General features: G+C 67.7%; 13 protein-coding genes, 1 tRNA gene, 1 pseudogene and 1 other annotated feature. Of the genes and pseudogenes, 2 read left to right on the top strand and 13 right to left on the bottom strand.

Annotated elements, in window-relative coordinates:
- Both ACK8HH_RS01450 and ACK8HH_RS01445 read right to left on the bottom strand, forming a co-directional pair.
- The gene (locus ACK8HH_RS01450; protein ID WP_006897489.1) at positions 1-1,125 is read right to left on the bottom strand and encodes a CaiB/BaiF CoA transferase family protein; all 1,125 of its coding nucleotides are present in this window, start codon (positions 1,123-1,125) and stop codon (positions 1-3) included.
- Positions 1,122-2,309 carry an acyl-CoA dehydrogenase family protein gene (locus ACK8HH_RS01445; protein ID WP_006897490.1) on the bottom strand — a complete coding sequence of 396 codons (1,188 nt, stop codon included), beginning with the start codon at positions 2,307-2,309 and terminating at the stop codon, positions 1,122-1,124. Before ACK8HH_RS01445 ends, ACK8HH_RS01450 begins: the two co-directional genes overlap by 4 nt.
- Positions 2,310-2,449: 140 nt before the next feature.
- Between ACK8HH_RS01445 and ACK8HH_RS01440 the strand changes: the two genes are divergently transcribed.
- Complete coding sequence (locus ACK8HH_RS01440; RefSeq protein WP_062366143.1) at positions 2,450-3,487, top strand: LacI family DNA-binding transcriptional regulator; 1,038 nt, start codon at positions 2,450-2,452, stop codon at positions 3,485-3,487.
- A 21-nt stretch (positions 3,488-3,508) separates the two neighbouring features.
- Here ACK8HH_RS01440 and ACK8HH_RS01435 read toward each other — a convergent pair whose 3' ends face one another.
- The 3 genes from ACK8HH_RS01435 to ACK8HH_RS01425 are packed head-to-tail and all read right to left on the bottom strand — an operon-like array spanning position 3,509 to position 5,095.
- Complete coding sequence (locus ACK8HH_RS01435) at positions 3,509-3,880, bottom strand: hypothetical protein (RefSeq protein ID WP_082083923.1); 372 nt, start codon at positions 3,878-3,880, stop codon at positions 3,509-3,511.
- The gene (locus tag ACK8HH_RS01430) at positions 3,877-4,371 is read right to left on the bottom strand and encodes an SRPBCC family protein (RefSeq protein WP_062366140.1); all 495 of its coding nucleotides are present in this window, start codon (positions 4,369-4,371) and stop codon (positions 3,877-3,879) included. Before ACK8HH_RS01430 ends, ACK8HH_RS01435 begins: the two co-directional genes overlap by 4 nt.
- Before the next feature lie 31 nt (positions 4,372-4,402).
- Positions 4,403-5,095: a hypothetical protein gene (locus tag ACK8HH_RS01425; protein ID WP_045537928.1), complete on the bottom strand. Its 693-nt coding sequence runs from the start codon at positions 5,093-5,095 to the stop codon at positions 4,403-4,405.
- Positions 5,096-5,231: 136 nt separating this feature from the next.
- Between ACK8HH_RS01425 and ACK8HH_RS01420 the strand changes: the two are divergent.
- Positions 5,232-5,771 (top strand): annotated as a pseudogene (locus tag ACK8HH_RS01420) (alpha/beta hydrolase); the annotation flags it as partial.
- 27 nt (positions 5,772-5,798) lie between these two features.
- Here ACK8HH_RS01420 and ACK8HH_RS01415 read toward each other — a convergent pair.
- From ACK8HH_RS01415 to ACK8HH_RS01380, 8 genes are all read right to left on the bottom strand, one after another.
- Positions 5,799-7,009, bottom strand: a protein-coding gene (locus ACK8HH_RS01415) for an IS3 family transposase (protein WP_412475480.1) whose coding sequence is annotated in 2 segments (ribosomal slippage) — positions 5,799-6,730 and positions 6,730-7,009 — 1,212 coding nt in all. Because the reading frame shifts where the segments join, the coding sequence is not laid out codon by codon here.
- Positions 6,607-6,740 (bottom strand) — a sequence feature (AL1L pseudoknot). Its footprint overlaps the gene before it by 134 nt.
- Positions 7,010-7,212: 203 nt before the next feature.
- Positions 7,213-7,297 (bottom strand) — tRNA-Ser (locus tag ACK8HH_RS01410).
- Between the two features lie 146 nt (positions 7,298-7,443).
- On the bottom strand, positions 7,444-8,091 hold the full coding sequence (locus tag ACK8HH_RS01405; RefSeq protein ID WP_045538152.1) for a 3-oxoacid CoA-transferase subunit B: 648 nt from the start codon (positions 8,089-8,091) through the stop codon (positions 7,444-7,446).
- The gene (locus ACK8HH_RS01400; protein WP_045538153.1) at positions 8,088-8,873 is read right to left on the bottom strand and encodes a CoA transferase subunit A; all 786 of its coding nucleotides are present in this window, start codon (positions 8,871-8,873) and stop codon (positions 8,088-8,090) included. The genes ACK8HH_RS01405 and ACK8HH_RS01400 overlap by 4 nt, the downstream gene beginning before the upstream one ends.
- Before the next feature lie 10 nt (positions 8,874-8,883).
- A complete protein-coding gene (locus ACK8HH_RS01395; protein ID WP_062367978.1) occupies positions 8,884-9,681 on the bottom strand; it encodes a hypothetical protein in 798 nt (265 codons plus the stop codon).
- 77 nt (positions 9,682-9,758) lie between these two features.
- Positions 9,759-12,059: a hydantoinase B/oxoprolinase family protein gene (locus tag ACK8HH_RS01390; protein WP_062367977.1), complete on the bottom strand. Its 2,301-nt coding sequence runs from the start codon at positions 12,057-12,059 to the stop codon at positions 9,759-9,761.
- Positions 12,060-12,094: 35 nt separating this feature from the next.
- Entirely contained in the window at positions 12,095-14,224 is a 2,130-nt protein-coding gene (locus tag ACK8HH_RS01385) for a hydantoinase/oxoprolinase family protein (protein ID WP_045538156.1), read from the bottom strand.
- A 22-nt stretch (positions 14,225-14,246) separates the two neighbouring features.
- Positions 14,247-14,675, bottom strand: a complete 429-nt coding sequence (locus ACK8HH_RS01380) for an acetone carboxylase subunit gamma (RefSeq protein WP_006900985.1) — start codon at positions 14,673-14,675, stop codon at positions 14,247-14,249.
- Between the last annotated feature and the right edge of the window lie 4 nt (positions 14,676-14,679).

Below are 14,679 nucleotides of genomic sequence, written 5' to 3'. Positions count from 1 at the left end.
TCAGTCCTCTCCCAGCTCCGGCGGAGCGCTCCGATAGACCGGCGGCGTCTCCGACATCCGGATCGGATTGGCCACCGTCCTGACCGGCGCGTCGCGGCGCGGGTCGTCGACCTGCGCGATCGGTTCCAGTCCGAGCCGATCGGCCAATGCGAACGCCTCGGCGATGTCGTTGACCGGTCCGCATGGGACTCCGACCGCCGCGAATCGGGTGAACCAGCCGTCGGCGGTGTCGGCGCGCAGCAGCTCGGTGAGTTCGTCGATGAGCGACTCGCGATTGGCGACGCGGTCGGAGTTGGTGGCGAACCGCGGATCGTCGGCCATCCCGGGGGCGCCGAGTTCGGCGGTCAGCGCGGAGAACTGGCGGTCGTTGCCTACCGCGAGGATCAGGGGACGGTCGGCCGTCGGGAACGGCTGATACGGCACCACGCTCGGATGCATGTTGCCCATGGCCCGCGGGACCACACCCGCGCCGACGTATCCCGAACCCTGATTGGCCAGTGCCGACAGCAGCGACGACAGCAGGTTCACCTCCACCCGCTGCCCTCGGCCGGTGCGGTCACGGTGGCGCAGTGCCGACAGGATGCCGACGGCCGCGTGCAGACCGGTCACCACGTCGACCAGCGCGACGCCGACCTTCGTCGGCTCCTCCGGCGACGCGCCGGTGATGCTCATCAGACCGCCGACGGCCTGCACCAAGAGGTCGTATCCAGGCAGGTCGTTGTGTCCGCCGAAGCCGGTGATCGAGCAGTAGACGACGCCGGGGTTGACCGCGGCGACTTCGGAATAGCCCAGACCCAGCCGGTCCATGGCTCCCGGCAGGAAGTTCTCGACCACCACGTCGGCCCGTGCGACGAGGTCCCGAGCCGAGGCGAGGTCGTCGGCGTCGCGCAGATCGAGCGCGAGCGAGGACTTGTTGCGGTTCACCGCCTGGAAGTACGTCGCCTGCCCGCCCGCGTACGGCGGCCCCCACGACCGCGTGTCGTCACCCGATCCCGGCCGTTCGATCTTCACCACCTCGGCGCCGAGGTCGGCAAGGAGCATGGTCGCGTAGGGCCCGGCGAGCACTCGGCCGAAGTCGGCGATCAGCAGCCCGTCGAGGGCTCCGCCAGCGCCGTCGCCCGTCACCGGAAGGCGGCTTCGCCGGTCAGGGCGCGGCCGATGGTGAGCTGGTGGACCTCGGACGTGCCCTCGTAGGTGAGCACGGACTCGAGGTTGTTGGCATGCCGGATCACCGGGTACTCCAGGGTGATCCCGTTGGCGGCGAGGATGGTGCGGCATTCGCGGGCGATCTTGATCGCCTCCCGGCAGTTGTTGAGCTTTCCGAGACTCACCTGGGCCGGCTCCACCTCACCGGCGTCCTTGAGCCGGCCGAGCTGGTAGGCGAGCAGGTGTCCCTTACCGACCTCGAGTGCCATGTCGGCCAGTTTGGCCTGGGTGAGCTGGTAGGCGGCCAGCGGCTTGTCGAACACCCGGCGGGTCGACGCGTACTCGATCGCGGTCTCCAGGCAGTCGCGGGCGGCACCGATGGAGCCGAAGATGATCCCGAAGCGCGCCTCGTTGAGACAGCTCAGCGGACCGCTCAGACCCGCCGCCTCGGGCAGCATCGCCGATTCGGGCAGACGCACGTCCTCCAGGACCAGCTCCGAGGTCACCGATGCGCGTAGCGACATCTTGGCGCGGATCTCCGGCGCCGAGAATCCGGGCGTGTCGGTCGGGACGACGAAGCCGCGGATCCCCCGGGCGCCCTGCGCCAGGTCGGTCTTGGCCCACACCACCGCGACGTCGGCCACCGAACCGTTCGTGATCCACATCTTGGCGCCGTTGAGCACCCAGTCGGAGCCGTCGCGGACCGCCCGCGTGCGCATGCCGCCCGGATCGGACCCGAAATCCGGTTCGGTGAGCCCGAAGCAGCCGAGCGCGTCGCCCGCCGCCATCTGCGGCAGCCACTGCTGCTTCTGCTCATCACTGCCCCAGTGATGGATGGCGAACATCGCGAGCGAGCCCTGCACCGAGACCAGCGAACGGATGCCCGAGTCGATCGCCTCGAGTTCCAGGCACGCCAGGCCGTAGGTCACCGCACTCATCCCCGCACAGCCGTAACCGTCGAGGTGCATGCCGAGCACCCCGAGTCCGCCCAGTTCCTTGGCCAGTTCGCGCGCCGGGATCCGCGCCTCGTCGAACCAGCCCGCGATGTGCGGCCGGATCCTCTCCGCGCCGAACTTCCGGACGGTGTCGCGGATCGCCTTCTCCTCGTCGGAGAGCAGTCCGTCGAGGGCGAAGAGTTCGGTGACGGTGCGGGTGTCGGCCATGAGGATTCTCCTGAGTTCGGGGACGAGGTGGCTGCAATGCTTTGCGCAATCGATTGCATATGGTGGAGTGAGAGTATCCATCACGGCGGCGAGCCGTCAATGCCCATCGACGTCAATGCCCATCGACGAGGACCCACCCGATGACAGATCACTCCGGCCCGCGCCGCACGCGCCCGCCGACGATGAAAGAGATCGCCGAACGTGCCGGTGTGCACGTCTCCACGGTCTCGCGGGTACTGCGGCAGACCGAACCGGTCGACGGATGGTCCGAGGCGGCCAAGCGCGTCCGCGAGGTGGCGCAGGAACTCGGCTATCAGCCCAACCTGTGGGCCGCGAGCCTGCGCACCCGGCGCACCACGACCATCGGCGCGGTGATGCCGCGGCTCACCGACGGCGTGGTCGCGACCGTCTACCAGGGCGTGGAGCAGGCCGCACGCGAAGCCTCGTACTCGGTGCTCCTGTCCAGCCCGCCCGACGACCCCGACGCGCAGCGACAGGCGATCGAACTGCTCACGGGCCGTCAGGTGGACGGTCTGATCCTCAGCAGTCTGCACAGCCCGGCGGCCGAGTTCGTCCGCCGATTGAAGCTCACCGTCCCCGCGGTGGCGTTGAACCGCCATGCCGGGTCGGGCCTGCCCTTCGCCGGCGGCGACGACCGTCTCGGCGGCGCGCTCGCCGGGCGGCATCTGCTCGACTGCGGATACCGGCGCATCGCGGCGGTGGGCGGTCCACTGTTCGCGACGACCGGCCACGACCGGCTGTCGGGCTTCCTCGACGCGATGAGCGACGCGGGCGTCCGCATCCCCGACCATCGCATCGCGCACGCTCGAATGGATGTGCAGGGCGGGATCGACGCGGCCCGCTCACTGCTCACCCGCGACGACCGGCCCGACGCCGTCTTCTGCGTCAGCGACACCATGGCGATCGGCCTGCTCGGCGTGGCCCGCGACCTGCGTCTGTCCATCCCCGGCGATCTCGGCGTCGTCGGCTACAACGACATCCCGGTGGCCGCACAGCTCCCCGTCCCGCTGACCACCGTCGTCACGCCCGCACACGAGATCGGTGCAGCGGGAGTGCGCCTACTGCTCGGGATGGTCACCGGCACCGACCCCCAACCGGACGACGTCCGGCTCCCGGTCCGGTTGGTCGTGCGGGGGTCGACGGCGCAGCAGCGTTGACGGGTTCGTCGACGGGTGACATCACTGCCCGTAGCTGTATCGGAGCCCGGCGAAGAGCAACTCGTTGACTCGCTTGCGCATATGACCGGTCAACGATGCGTCCGGCACCTCGCCTGTGACATCGAGCCGCCACGTCAGCCGAGTCCCGCTGCCGCGCGAGGCGAGCTCGAACTCGATTCGGGCGTCCGGGCGCCTCTTCCAGATCGACGACCAGATCACCCGATGTTCGGAAGCGACGATCGTCACTCCTGGAACCGCTTCGTCGTCCAGGAGGCTCAGCCACGGACGCGCGGGCTGTCGTTTCGGATCGATCAAGTCCTCGAACACCGCCCGAGGCGGCGCCGGCAGGTCGCGGGTCCGCTCGCCGATGACGGTCCGAAGCGGCTCGATCACTCCGGACGGCCGTCACCGGGTGCGTCCTCCGACGCCGTCTTGATCCAAGCCAGCGTCGCGGACACGTGCTCGGAGAGTTCATCGGTATGGCGTTCGATACCGCCGAGCAGGACGCGGGCGAACAGCCGTGCGGTGGCCGACGCACCGTCGGGCATCTGGCGACGCTCGCGGAGCACGGTCCCGTCACCGTCGGCGGTCAAGGTGTAGGTCCACACCGCTCCGCTCGATCGCGTATGCCACGCGATCTCCCGGCCGATGTCGAACGTCGTCACGGTGTTGACCGTCGGCCAGAGCGCCAGACCGTTCCGGTTCCATCCGACGAACGTCTCGCCGGCGCGCAGCGGTCCGCGACGACGGCGGGTGGTGGCGAAGAGTTCCGGACTCGCCTGCGTCATCGTCCGGGGATCGATCAGCAGCGACCACACTCGATCAGGTGCCGCGTGGATGCGGATCGACTCGTCCAGGTCGCGCTCAGCACGTTCGGGGTTCACAGTTCGACCATAGAGCCCGCGAGCGCGGCGTTCAGTAGCAGAAGCCGCATTCACCCGATGTCGAGAGCACGGTGAAGCAGTTCGGGCACAGCTTGGGCTTGGGCTCTTCCGGCTTCGGGTCGGCTTTGGGTTTGGCCTTGGCCTTCTTCGGCTTCGGTTCGGCCGCGGCCGCGGGCTTCGTTCCCGGCGCAGCGGACTTGGCCGCCTTCGCCGGCGACTTGGCTGCCTTGGGCGGTCGTGCCGGACCGCGAGCGGCGCGCTTCTCCGCTACCCGGGGAGCCAGCGTCGGGCGGGCACCCGCCGGGATCGTCGCGCCGAAGAACTCGTAGCAGCGGAACCGCACATGCGCCGCATCCGAGTCGAGATCGGCGGGGACGGACCGGCCCGCGACACCGAGCGCATGCGCGTAAGCATCACCGGCTGTCTGGTCGAGCAGCACACACAGTGACGCCAGGAGCGGTTCGCCGTCGTCCTGCCCCTCGGTGACGGCGCCGAGGAGATCGGCGATCCACTTGCGCACCGGAGCGCCGGCCTTGATGCCGGTCTGGCTCTGAACCTGGAATCCCAGCTCAGCCTGGGTGATGAGGGAGCCGTACACGCGCGCGGTCTCGATCAAGGCCTCCCGGGCCGCGACGGCCCACGCGGCGAGGGCGTCGGAGAACGGAACGGGGATTTCGCCGGCCACCCGCCATGCGGGGACTCTCGTGTCGTCGTCGGAGTGCACCCGAAAACGCTACGGCGTCACGCCCCGATAGTCGAATCGCCGGTCCGGGCGGAGCAACACCGCTCGGACCGCCGGCGAAGACAATCCACAGTTGGAATCACTTCCATATTTGGATCTCATTCTATATCGTCGGAGCATGCCTCGAAATGATGCGACCTTTCCTTCGACCGGCGGGACCTGCGCCGGCTGGCTGTACGAGCCCGCCGACGCGGCCGGCACGCCCAGGCCGATCATCGTCATGGCGCACGGTCTCGCCGGCGTGAAGGAGATGCGGCTCGACGCCTTCGCGGACCGCTTCGCCGCCGCCGGATACCGATGCCTGGTCTTCGACTACCGGCACTTCGGCGCCAGTAGCGGTGTGCCACGCCAACTGCTCGACATCGGCAGCCAGCTCGACGACTGGCGCGCGGCGATCGCGTACGCGCGGACTCTGGACGACGTCGATCCCGAGCGGGTGGTGATCTGGGGCACGTCCTTCGGCGGCGGCCACGTGATCCATACCGCCGCGCGTGATCACCGCATCGCCGCAGTCATCGCGCAGTGCCCCTTCACCGACGGACTGGCGTCGTCGATGGCGATTCCGCCGGTCACATCCGCCAAGGTCACCGCACTCGCGGTGCGCGACCTGATCGGCGCCCGCCTCGGACGCACGCCGATCATGGTGCCTAGTTACGGGTGAAGCGCCCTGGGTTTCGTTCCGTGGTTACACGGTCGCGGGCGCGGTCGTCGTGGTGTGAGTGTAGGTCGCTTCGACGTTCGCCGGGGTGCGGTAGCCGAGAGCTTCGTGGAGCCGGGAGGTGTTCCACCAGTGGACCCAGAGCTCAACCTCGCTGACTGACTCCCAGATCCGCTTGGAGTAGATCAACTCCGCCTTGTATAGGCCGTTCACTGTCTCGGCCAGCGCGTTATCGTAGCTATCGCCGACGGTACCTACTGAAGCCGTAACTCCCGCGGCGAGCAGAGCGTCCGAATAGGCGAGCGAAACGTATTGACTACCCCTGTCGGAATGGTGGATCAATCCGCTTTCGTTCCTGCTCACCCCGGTGGACTGCAGTGCATGCTCCAGTGCGAGCAATGGCAGAGACTCCGTGTGGAGCGTGGGCGCGACCGCCCAGCCGACAATTCTGCGACTGAAGACATCGGTAACGAATGCGACGTAGCAGAACCCGGAGAGCATCCGGACGTAGGTGATGTCGGCGACCCAAAGCTGCTGCGGTCGATCCGCGACGAACCGCCGTTCAACGAGGTCCGGGCGCTGGTCATCTCCGTCTGCGGAGCAGGTGGTGACGGGCTTTCGACCTCGGCGAACGCCCTGCAGGCCGGCGATCTTCATCAGCCTCGCGACCTGGTCGCGACCGACGTTCCATCCTGCGTGGCGCATTGCGTGCCACATCTTCCGGACCCCATAGACGCTGTAGTTCGCCTGATGAATCCGCTGCACCTCCTCCGCCAGCATCTCGTCCCGAACGCTGCGAGCGGAGGCCGGCCTGTTCTTGGCAGCGCGGTATCCGCGGGAGGTGATGAACCCACATTCTGTCGCACTGAGGATGCGGCAGATGGCCTCGACCCCGAACTTCTCGCGATGCATGTCGACGAACGCGATCATTTCGTCGTGGGGCGGTCGAGTTCCGCTGCGAAAAACGCTGAGGCGGCCTTCAGGATCTCGTTCGCACGTCGCGCCTCGGCGAGCTCCCGCCGGAGACGGCGATTCTCCTCCTCGAGCGGCTCTCCCGGTCCGACCGGCTCGGTGGCGCCGTAGCGATTGCACCAGATCCGCAGCGTCTCTGTGCCGACACCGAGCTGCGGCGCGACGGCACGGATCGATGCTGCGCGAGGGCCGCCCTCGCGGGCTTGGCGGTCATAGACCATGCGCACGGCACGCTCACGCAGCTCTGGACTGAACTTCTTGGGCATACTCCGATTCTCCTTGCTGAGACTCGGAACGGAACCCAGGGCGCTTCACGGCATCCAACACGGATGGGGAGGCCGAAACCGGTAAACCACCCGACGCCACGCCCGAACCGTACACACATTCTGGCCTTTAACCCCCGTGGAACGCATGGTCACAGACCGACAAAAATACCCCCTGACCTGCGGTGCAGATCAGGGGATATGTGCGGAAGCGGAGGGATTTGAACCCCCGGTGGTTTTACCCACGCTCGCTTTCAAGGCGAGTGCATTCGGCCGCTCTGCCACGCTTCCCTGACCAGCAAGGGTACGTCAGAGTCCGGCCCTGTCGAGCACCACCCCGCTCCCTTCCCACAGGCCCGCCGCGCGAGCGGATCGAACGCGGGAACGACTGCGGTCCGGCCGGCAGGGTGTCCGCCCGACCGGCCGGACCGTCTGGCCTACACCGCCTCCGGGACCGCGACGCGCACGGGCGCGCCGGTGGCGGCCACCGCTTCGTCGGCGGTGACCCCGGGCGCCAGTTCCACCAGCTCCAGGCCGTCGTCGGTCACGTCGATCACCGCCAGGTCGGTGATGATGCGATCCACGACGCCGGCGCCGGTGAGCGGCAGGGAGTTCTCGACGAGGATCTTGGGCGAGCCGTCCTTGGCGCAGTGCTCCATGACGACGATCACCCGGCGCGCGCCGTGGACCAGGTCCATGGCCCCGCCCATGCCCTTGACCAGCTTGCCCGGCACCACCCAGTTGCTCAGGTCGCCGCGCTCGCTGACCTGCATGCCGCCCAGGATCGCGACGTCGACCTTGCCAGAGCGGATCATCCCGAAGCTCGTCGCCGAGTCGAAGAAGCTGGCGCCCGGGATCACCGTCACCGTCTCCTTGCCGGCGTTGATCAGGTCCGGGTCCTCGTCGCCGGCGAACGGGTACGGGCCGAGGCCGAGGATGCCGTTCTCGGACTGCATGACGATCTCCACCCCGGGCGCCACATGCCCCGGGACCAGGGTCGGCAGGCCGATGCCGAGGTTCACGTAGTCGCCGTCGGAGAGTTCGGCCGCGGCGCGCGCGGCCATCTGATCGCGGGTCCAGCTCATGCGGAGACCTCCTCCAGCTCGCGGACCGTGCGACGCTCGATGCCCTTGTCGGCCGCCTGGGCCACGGTCAACGGCAGCACGGCGTCGACGTAGATGCCCGGGAGATGGATCTCGTCCGGGTCGAGATCACCGGGATCGAGGATGTTCTCGACCTCGGCGACGGTGTACTTCGCCGCCATCGCACAGAGTGGGTTGAAGTTGCGCGACGCCTTGCGGAACACCAGGTTTCCGTGGCGATCACCCTTCCAGGCCCGCACGAGCGCGACGTCCGGGCGCAGCGCCTCCTCGAGCACGAACGTCCGCGGCGCTCCGTCCCAGACGAACTCCGCCTGTGGTTTCGGGGCCGACGCCACCGCCACCGCGCCGTCGGCGTCGTGCCGCAGCGGCAGGCCGCCGTCGGCCACCTGGGTCCCGACGCCGGTCTGGGTGTAGAAGGCGGCGATGCCCGCCCCGCCGGCACGCAGCCGTTCGGCAAGGGTTCCCTGCGGCGTCAGCTCGATCTCGACCTCGCCGGTGAGGTACTGGCGTTCGAGCTCCTTGTTCTCCCCCACGTACGAGGCGATCAGCCTGCGGATCTGCCGGTTCTCCAGCAGCAGCGAGTTGCCGATGCCCGGGATCCCGCAGTTGTTCGAGACCACGGTGAGGTCGCGAACGCCGGTGCGTGACAACGCCTCCAGCAACACCGCGGGGATGCCGCAGATACCGAAGCCACCGGAGGCCACCATCATCGAGTCCGATACCGCCGACACCGCGGCGTCGGCGGAGGGTGCGGTCTTGTCCATGTGTCCCCCTTCAGGCGAGTCGGGCCAGCTTCTCGAGCACCCGCTCGGGCTGTGCGGAGGCCGGGATGCCGGTGAGCAGCGCGTCACCGGCGGGGATCTCGTCGTCGTCGGACCAGAACCCCTCCGGCAGAAGTGAGATCGTGGTGCCGTCGCTCGTCTCGACCTGGTCGTCGGTGCGCAGGGCGACCACCCAGTCCAGGTGCGAGGCGATGTTGGTGATCGCGCTGTAGTCCGACACCGACTCGGGCTGGGCGATGGGATCGCCGACGCGAGCCCGGGCGTCGAGAATCACCAGTGCCACCGGGAGTTCCGAGAGTTTGCCGAGCCATTCGGCGATGTAGGTCGACGCCGTGTCGGCGCGATCCGGGTCGATCTCGTCCAGCCCGGTACCGGCGACACCGTGCGCACGACCGAGCCAGCGCGCCGGCGACGGGAGCGAGAGGACCAGCGGACGACGGGCCGCGTCGGCCAGCGTCTTGGCGGTGCGTTGCACACCCGCGACGCCGTCCTCGTCGGCCAGCAGGGTACGGAGCGCATACCCCGTGCGGGAGCGCGCGCCCATCGCGGCGACCAGTTCCGGATCGGCCGCCAGGTGCGCGCCCTGGACCGCGCCGACGTCGAGCCAGGTGGCGTCGGGATCGAGTAGGGCATGGACCTGGCCCTGGTGCCCGGTGAGTGCGGCCAGGTCGGCCCACGGGATCGGCTGCCCCTGGCGGATGACCGCGGTGGCGTAATCGGTGTGATCGATCAGGACCGGACGAGTGCGCCCACTGGCCGGCAAGGCGATCAGAGACTTCAGCGATGACATTGGTTTCTCCAGAATCGGTGTCGACCGGAAGGCCGGGTGCACCCGCGCGGGGTCACGGGTGCACCCGGCCGACCGGATCAGGCCAGTCGTCGGACGTTCTCGCCGTACTTCGACTCGAGCTCGGCGATCCGGGCCTCCAACTGTCCGATCTTGACCTCACGGCGGTCCGGGATCACGATCGGCGGCAGCTCGGCCAGCGGGGCGACCACGCGCTCGGGGCCGTCGATGGTGAAGACCGTGGCGGTCAGCTCCTCGACGTCTCCCCACGAGCCGTAGTAGTGGACGTCGGCCGGCGGCTCGTCCTGGACGAACTCCTTGCAGAACTCGTCGAAGGGCTTGCCGCGCTCCAGGCGCGCCTTGCGGGCGGCATCGCGCTTGGCGTTCGTCGCCTCGACGTCCAGGCGGAAGTTCACCGGGTCGTAGACCACGCCGAAGATGTCCTCGGCCACCTTCTGGGTGATGCGGCCCAGTTCGGCGTCGTGGACCACCGATTCGGGCAGACGCTCCAGCGGATCGCCGTAGCCGCCGCCGGCGCCCTGGCTGATCATGTACAGCTCGCCGTCCTTGGCCAGGTCGAACTGCAGGCCCATGTGGTAGGTCGAGTAGCGACCGTCCTCGAAGGGCTGCTCGTTCATGACCTTCTCGATCGACAGGTCGAACTTCTTCGGGTCCTTGCGGATGTGCTCGTAGACGTTCGTGCCCTTGACCATGCACAGCGGGTATGTGCCGCAACCGTATCCGCCGTACATGCCGTAGATCGAGGAGAACTTGGCGCCGGAGGTGACCGTCATGAAGCCCCACTGCGGGGTGCCCTCGGCGGCGACGATCATCTCGTAGCCCATGCCGCCGGTGAACTTGCCGAAGCCCATGTTGTCACGCACCAGTCGCTTGGAGACCAGCTGCATGAACGGGACCTCTTCCTCCATGACCTCCTGCTCGGCGGTGTCGGCCATCGCGCAGAACAGTGGCGAGACCGCGTCCTCACCGTCGCGGAAAGGCTTTGCGCCACCGGGCATGCCGTTCAGGTCGGCACACAGGTTGCCCACCATGTCGCCGTGCTGGGTGATGCCGCCCCACAGGAAGGTGTTGATCTGGTTGAACCAGTTGGCCACCACGTTGGAGTACTTGTTCGGCGTCGAGAAGCTCATCCGGCTGTAGAGCGCCTGGAAGGCCGAGAACCCGCGGAACGACGCCTGCAGCGACTGGCCCATCGGGGCGTCGTACGACGCGTCGGCCCAGGTCCCCTCGTCGGAGATGATCTCGATGCAGCTCATCGCCGAGGTGCAGCGCGGCAGGTCCGGCCACCAGAACGCCAGGATCGCCTGCATGAACATCGATTTCACCGAACACAGCGGCGAGTTGATGGCCCGGTTGAGGATCTCCGGCCCGGTCCCGCGCAGGTCCACGATCATCTTGTCGCCCTTGATCGTGATCTTGCAGGCGAACTTGATGAGGATGTTCTCCTTCAGCGTCGAGTCCATGAACTGGTCGAAGCGGTAGGTGCCGTCGGGCAATTCGCTGATCCGCCGGCGCACCTCGGCGTCGACGTCCTCGACCGTGACGCGCAGGGCCGCGACGAAGGTGTCGACACCGACCTCGTCGATCACCTTGTCGATGCGCTCCATGATCTTGCGGACCGCGGTGATCTTGACCTTCAGATCGGCCAGCTGCAGCTTGGGGTCGCGCACCGAGTGCTGCAGGAAGGTCAGCAGGTCCCGGCGCAGCTCGCCGCGCTCGACGATCTTGAACGGGCTCATCCGCAGGCCGTCGTCGAACGGGGTCTCCGAACCGGACGGCATGCCGCCGGGCTCGCAGGCGCCGTTCTCACCCTCGTGGATGGTGGCGGCCACCCAGGCGATGATCTCGCCGTCGCGGATGATCGGCATGATCATCGACTGATCGGTGTTGTGCACGTTCCCGAAACGCGCGTCGTTGTGGATGAAGCCGTCACCCTCGTGGACGCCCACCGTGGGCTCGTCCTTCCAGTACTTCATGATGTACCGAATCGGGTGGTGCAGGATCGCGCTGAACGCGATCACGCCGTGGCACGACAGGTAGGAGACGTCGCCGCTCGCGGTGTAGATCGCGGTGGTGAGGTCGCCCCACTTCGCGCCGGGTGCGGCGCCCTGGGCCTCGCACATCTCGTAACCCTCGTCGAGGGCGCCGGCGATGCGCTTGCGGATGCGCTCGACCTCGAGGCGGTCGACGCCGACGGCGATGGCCACCTCTTCGTGGTCGGTACGGGGCGCGATCGCATGGCTGCGCATGATCTCCGGGTCGGGCCCGAGGAACAGCGTGGTCTCGTCCATGAACTTGTCGACCCACTCCTGCTCCTGCGGGGTCAGGACGCGGCTGTCATGGTCGTGAACTGCGGTCATGATGAACTCTTCTCTCGCTTGGAATGGTTTGTGGCTCAGTCCTGCAGGAACCAGACGGCACCCTGGCGGGTGGGCTCGAGGCGCCACTCCGGTTCGACGAGGAACGTGGTGTTCTCGGTGGTGACGATCGCCGGGCCGTGGATGACGTGCTCGTGGGTGAGTGCGCCCTGGTCGTAGACCGGGGTGTCGAGCGCCTTGTCGTGTCCGATGAAGTGGACGTTGCGCCGGGCCACCGGGGTCGGCTCGGTGCGGTCGCCGCCGGCGTAGAGGGAGTCGAAGTTGACCACGTCGCCGTCGACGTAGGACGCCACCCGGATGGTGTTGCACCGGATTCCGGCCTCCGGCGCCGCCGAGGACGCGCCGAAGCGGTGGCTGTAGACGTCGCCGAAGGTCTTGATGATCTCCAGCACGTCACCGACGCCGTTGATGCGGCTGATGCCGTCGAGCGCCACCGCCTGGGTGAGCAGCTGATTGCCGTAACGCATGTCCACCTCGAGGCGGTACTTCACCTCATCGCCGTCGAATCCCTGGCGCACCAGGTCTTCTCGGCCGCGGGCCTCCAGCTCCTCGACCACGGCGTTGAACTCGTCGTACTTGTCGTACAGCGTGCGGGTGGTGGCGTTGTAGAAGGTGACGTGGACGCCACGCTCGTGGAAGTGCAGCTGCTTCATGTTGCCGGCGCCGCAGGCGGAGAACACCGACGAGAAGGGCGGGGCCAGGACCCGGCGGATGCCGGCGTGGCGGGCGATGCCGCATGCGTGCAGCGGGCCGTTGCCGCCGTAGGCGAGCATGGTGAAGTCCTCGGGGAGGTAGCCGCGCACGCGCAGCTCCTTCCCGATCCCGATCGCCATCTGCTCGTCGACGCTGTCCTTGATCACCCGGGCGATGTCGATGACGTCCATGTCCAGCGGATCGCACAGGGTGTCCTCGATCGCCTGGACCGAGCGCTTGGGGTTGAGCTTGATGTACCCGTTGGCGTAGTTCTCGGGGTCGAGGTAGCCGAGCAGCAGATCGGCGTCGGTGACGGTCGGCCGCAGGCCGCCCCGGTCGTAGCACGCCGGCCCCGGGTTCGAGCCCGCCGACTCCGGCCCGATCCTGATCGAGTTGTGGATGCGGTCGTAGCTGGCGATCGACCCGCCGCCGGCACCGAGGGTGTCGAGGTGGACCATCGGCACGCTGACCAGCCACCGATCGATGGTCGGCAGGAAGTCGTAGTGCTTGACGCCGCCCTCCGGCACCAGGCCGATGTCGAAGGAGGTGCCGCCCATGTCGGTGGAGATGACGTGGCCGAGCCCGGTCTCGGCGGAAAGGTGCTCGGCCGCACCGACACCCGCGATCGGACCGGAGTGGATGGTCTGCAGCGCGTCGGTGGAGTTCATCTGCGCCATGCCGCCCGAGTTGTGGATGACCAGCATCGGCTTGTCGTACCCGGAGTCGCGCAGGTTGTTCGACAGCTGCGACAGCGCGTGGAACATGATCTCGTGCAGGAAGCCGTCGATGATGGTCGACGTGGACCGCACGTACTCGCCCTTGCGGCCGGACACCTGATGGCCCAGCAGAACCGGGATGGCGCCGAGCTCGTGGGGCGGGAACTCGTCGAGGATGATCTCCTGGATCGCCAACTCGTGCACGGGATTCTCGGTGGCGTTGACCAGCGAGACGACGATGGCCTCGGCACCCTCGTTGACCAGCTCGCGCACCGTCTTGCGCACGTCCTCCGGGTCGAGCGGCGCGACGATCTTGCCGGCGGAGTTGATGCGCTCCTTGACCGAGCGGATCAGCTGACGGGGCACGATCGGGTCGGGACGCTCGGCGGCCGGCAGGTTCTGCTGCATGGTGTGGTCGAGGCCCTCGCCGTAGCCGCGGCCTCGAGACAGCGGGATGGTGTCCTCGAAGCCGTGGGTGACGATGGCCGCCACCTTCGGTCCCTTGCGCTCGATCAGTGCGTTGGTTCCGAGAGTCGTTGCGTAGCGGACGGAGTCGACCTCGCTGAGCACGGTGTCGCGGTCGAGGCCGGCCCGCTTGCAGGCCAGGTCGAGGGCCTCGTTGAAGCCGAGTGCCAGGTTGTGGTGGGTCGTCAGGGCCTTGGCGTCGACGTAGATGTCGTCCCAGACGAAGAAACAATCGGTGAAGGTACCGCCAATGTCGACGGATATGCGCTTCATGGTGCAGCTCCTATGTGGTGGGTCAGCGGATGTGGCCGATGGCCTTCAGTGCGGCGGTGTACTTCTGGGCGTCCTCGCCGGGTCCGTAGTTGAAGACCTCTTCGGGATCGACGCCGCGTTCCTCCCACTGCTTGCGCAGCGCGGCGACGTCGATGACCATGTCGACGGTCGGCGGATGGCCCGGCGGCAGGTACTCGACCTCGATCTGGGTGCCGCATCCGGGGCAGTAGTACTCCAGGATCCGGCAGTAGGTGGGGTCGGGGCTGAAGGTGTACTCGTAGCGCTCCGGGTCGATGATCGGCTGGTGGATCTCACGCGGATCACGGTCGTACACAAGCGTTCCCGGCTTGTAGTTGTCGTGGGCGGAGCCCATGTCGTGTTCACAGACCCGGCACACCCAGCGTTCGGTGTCCAGATCGATCACGAGGTACTCGGTCATGGGGACTCGCATCTCG

This window comes from Gordonia sp. LUNF6, from assembly GCF_047041125.1.
GTDB classification, from domain to species: Bacteria; Actinomycetota; Actinomycetes; order Mycobacteriales; family Mycobacteriaceae; genus Gordonia; species Gordonia sihwensis.
The sequence above is the reverse complement of the archived record's forward strand: the minus strand, read 5'-3'. Positions and strand labels throughout refer to the sequence as shown.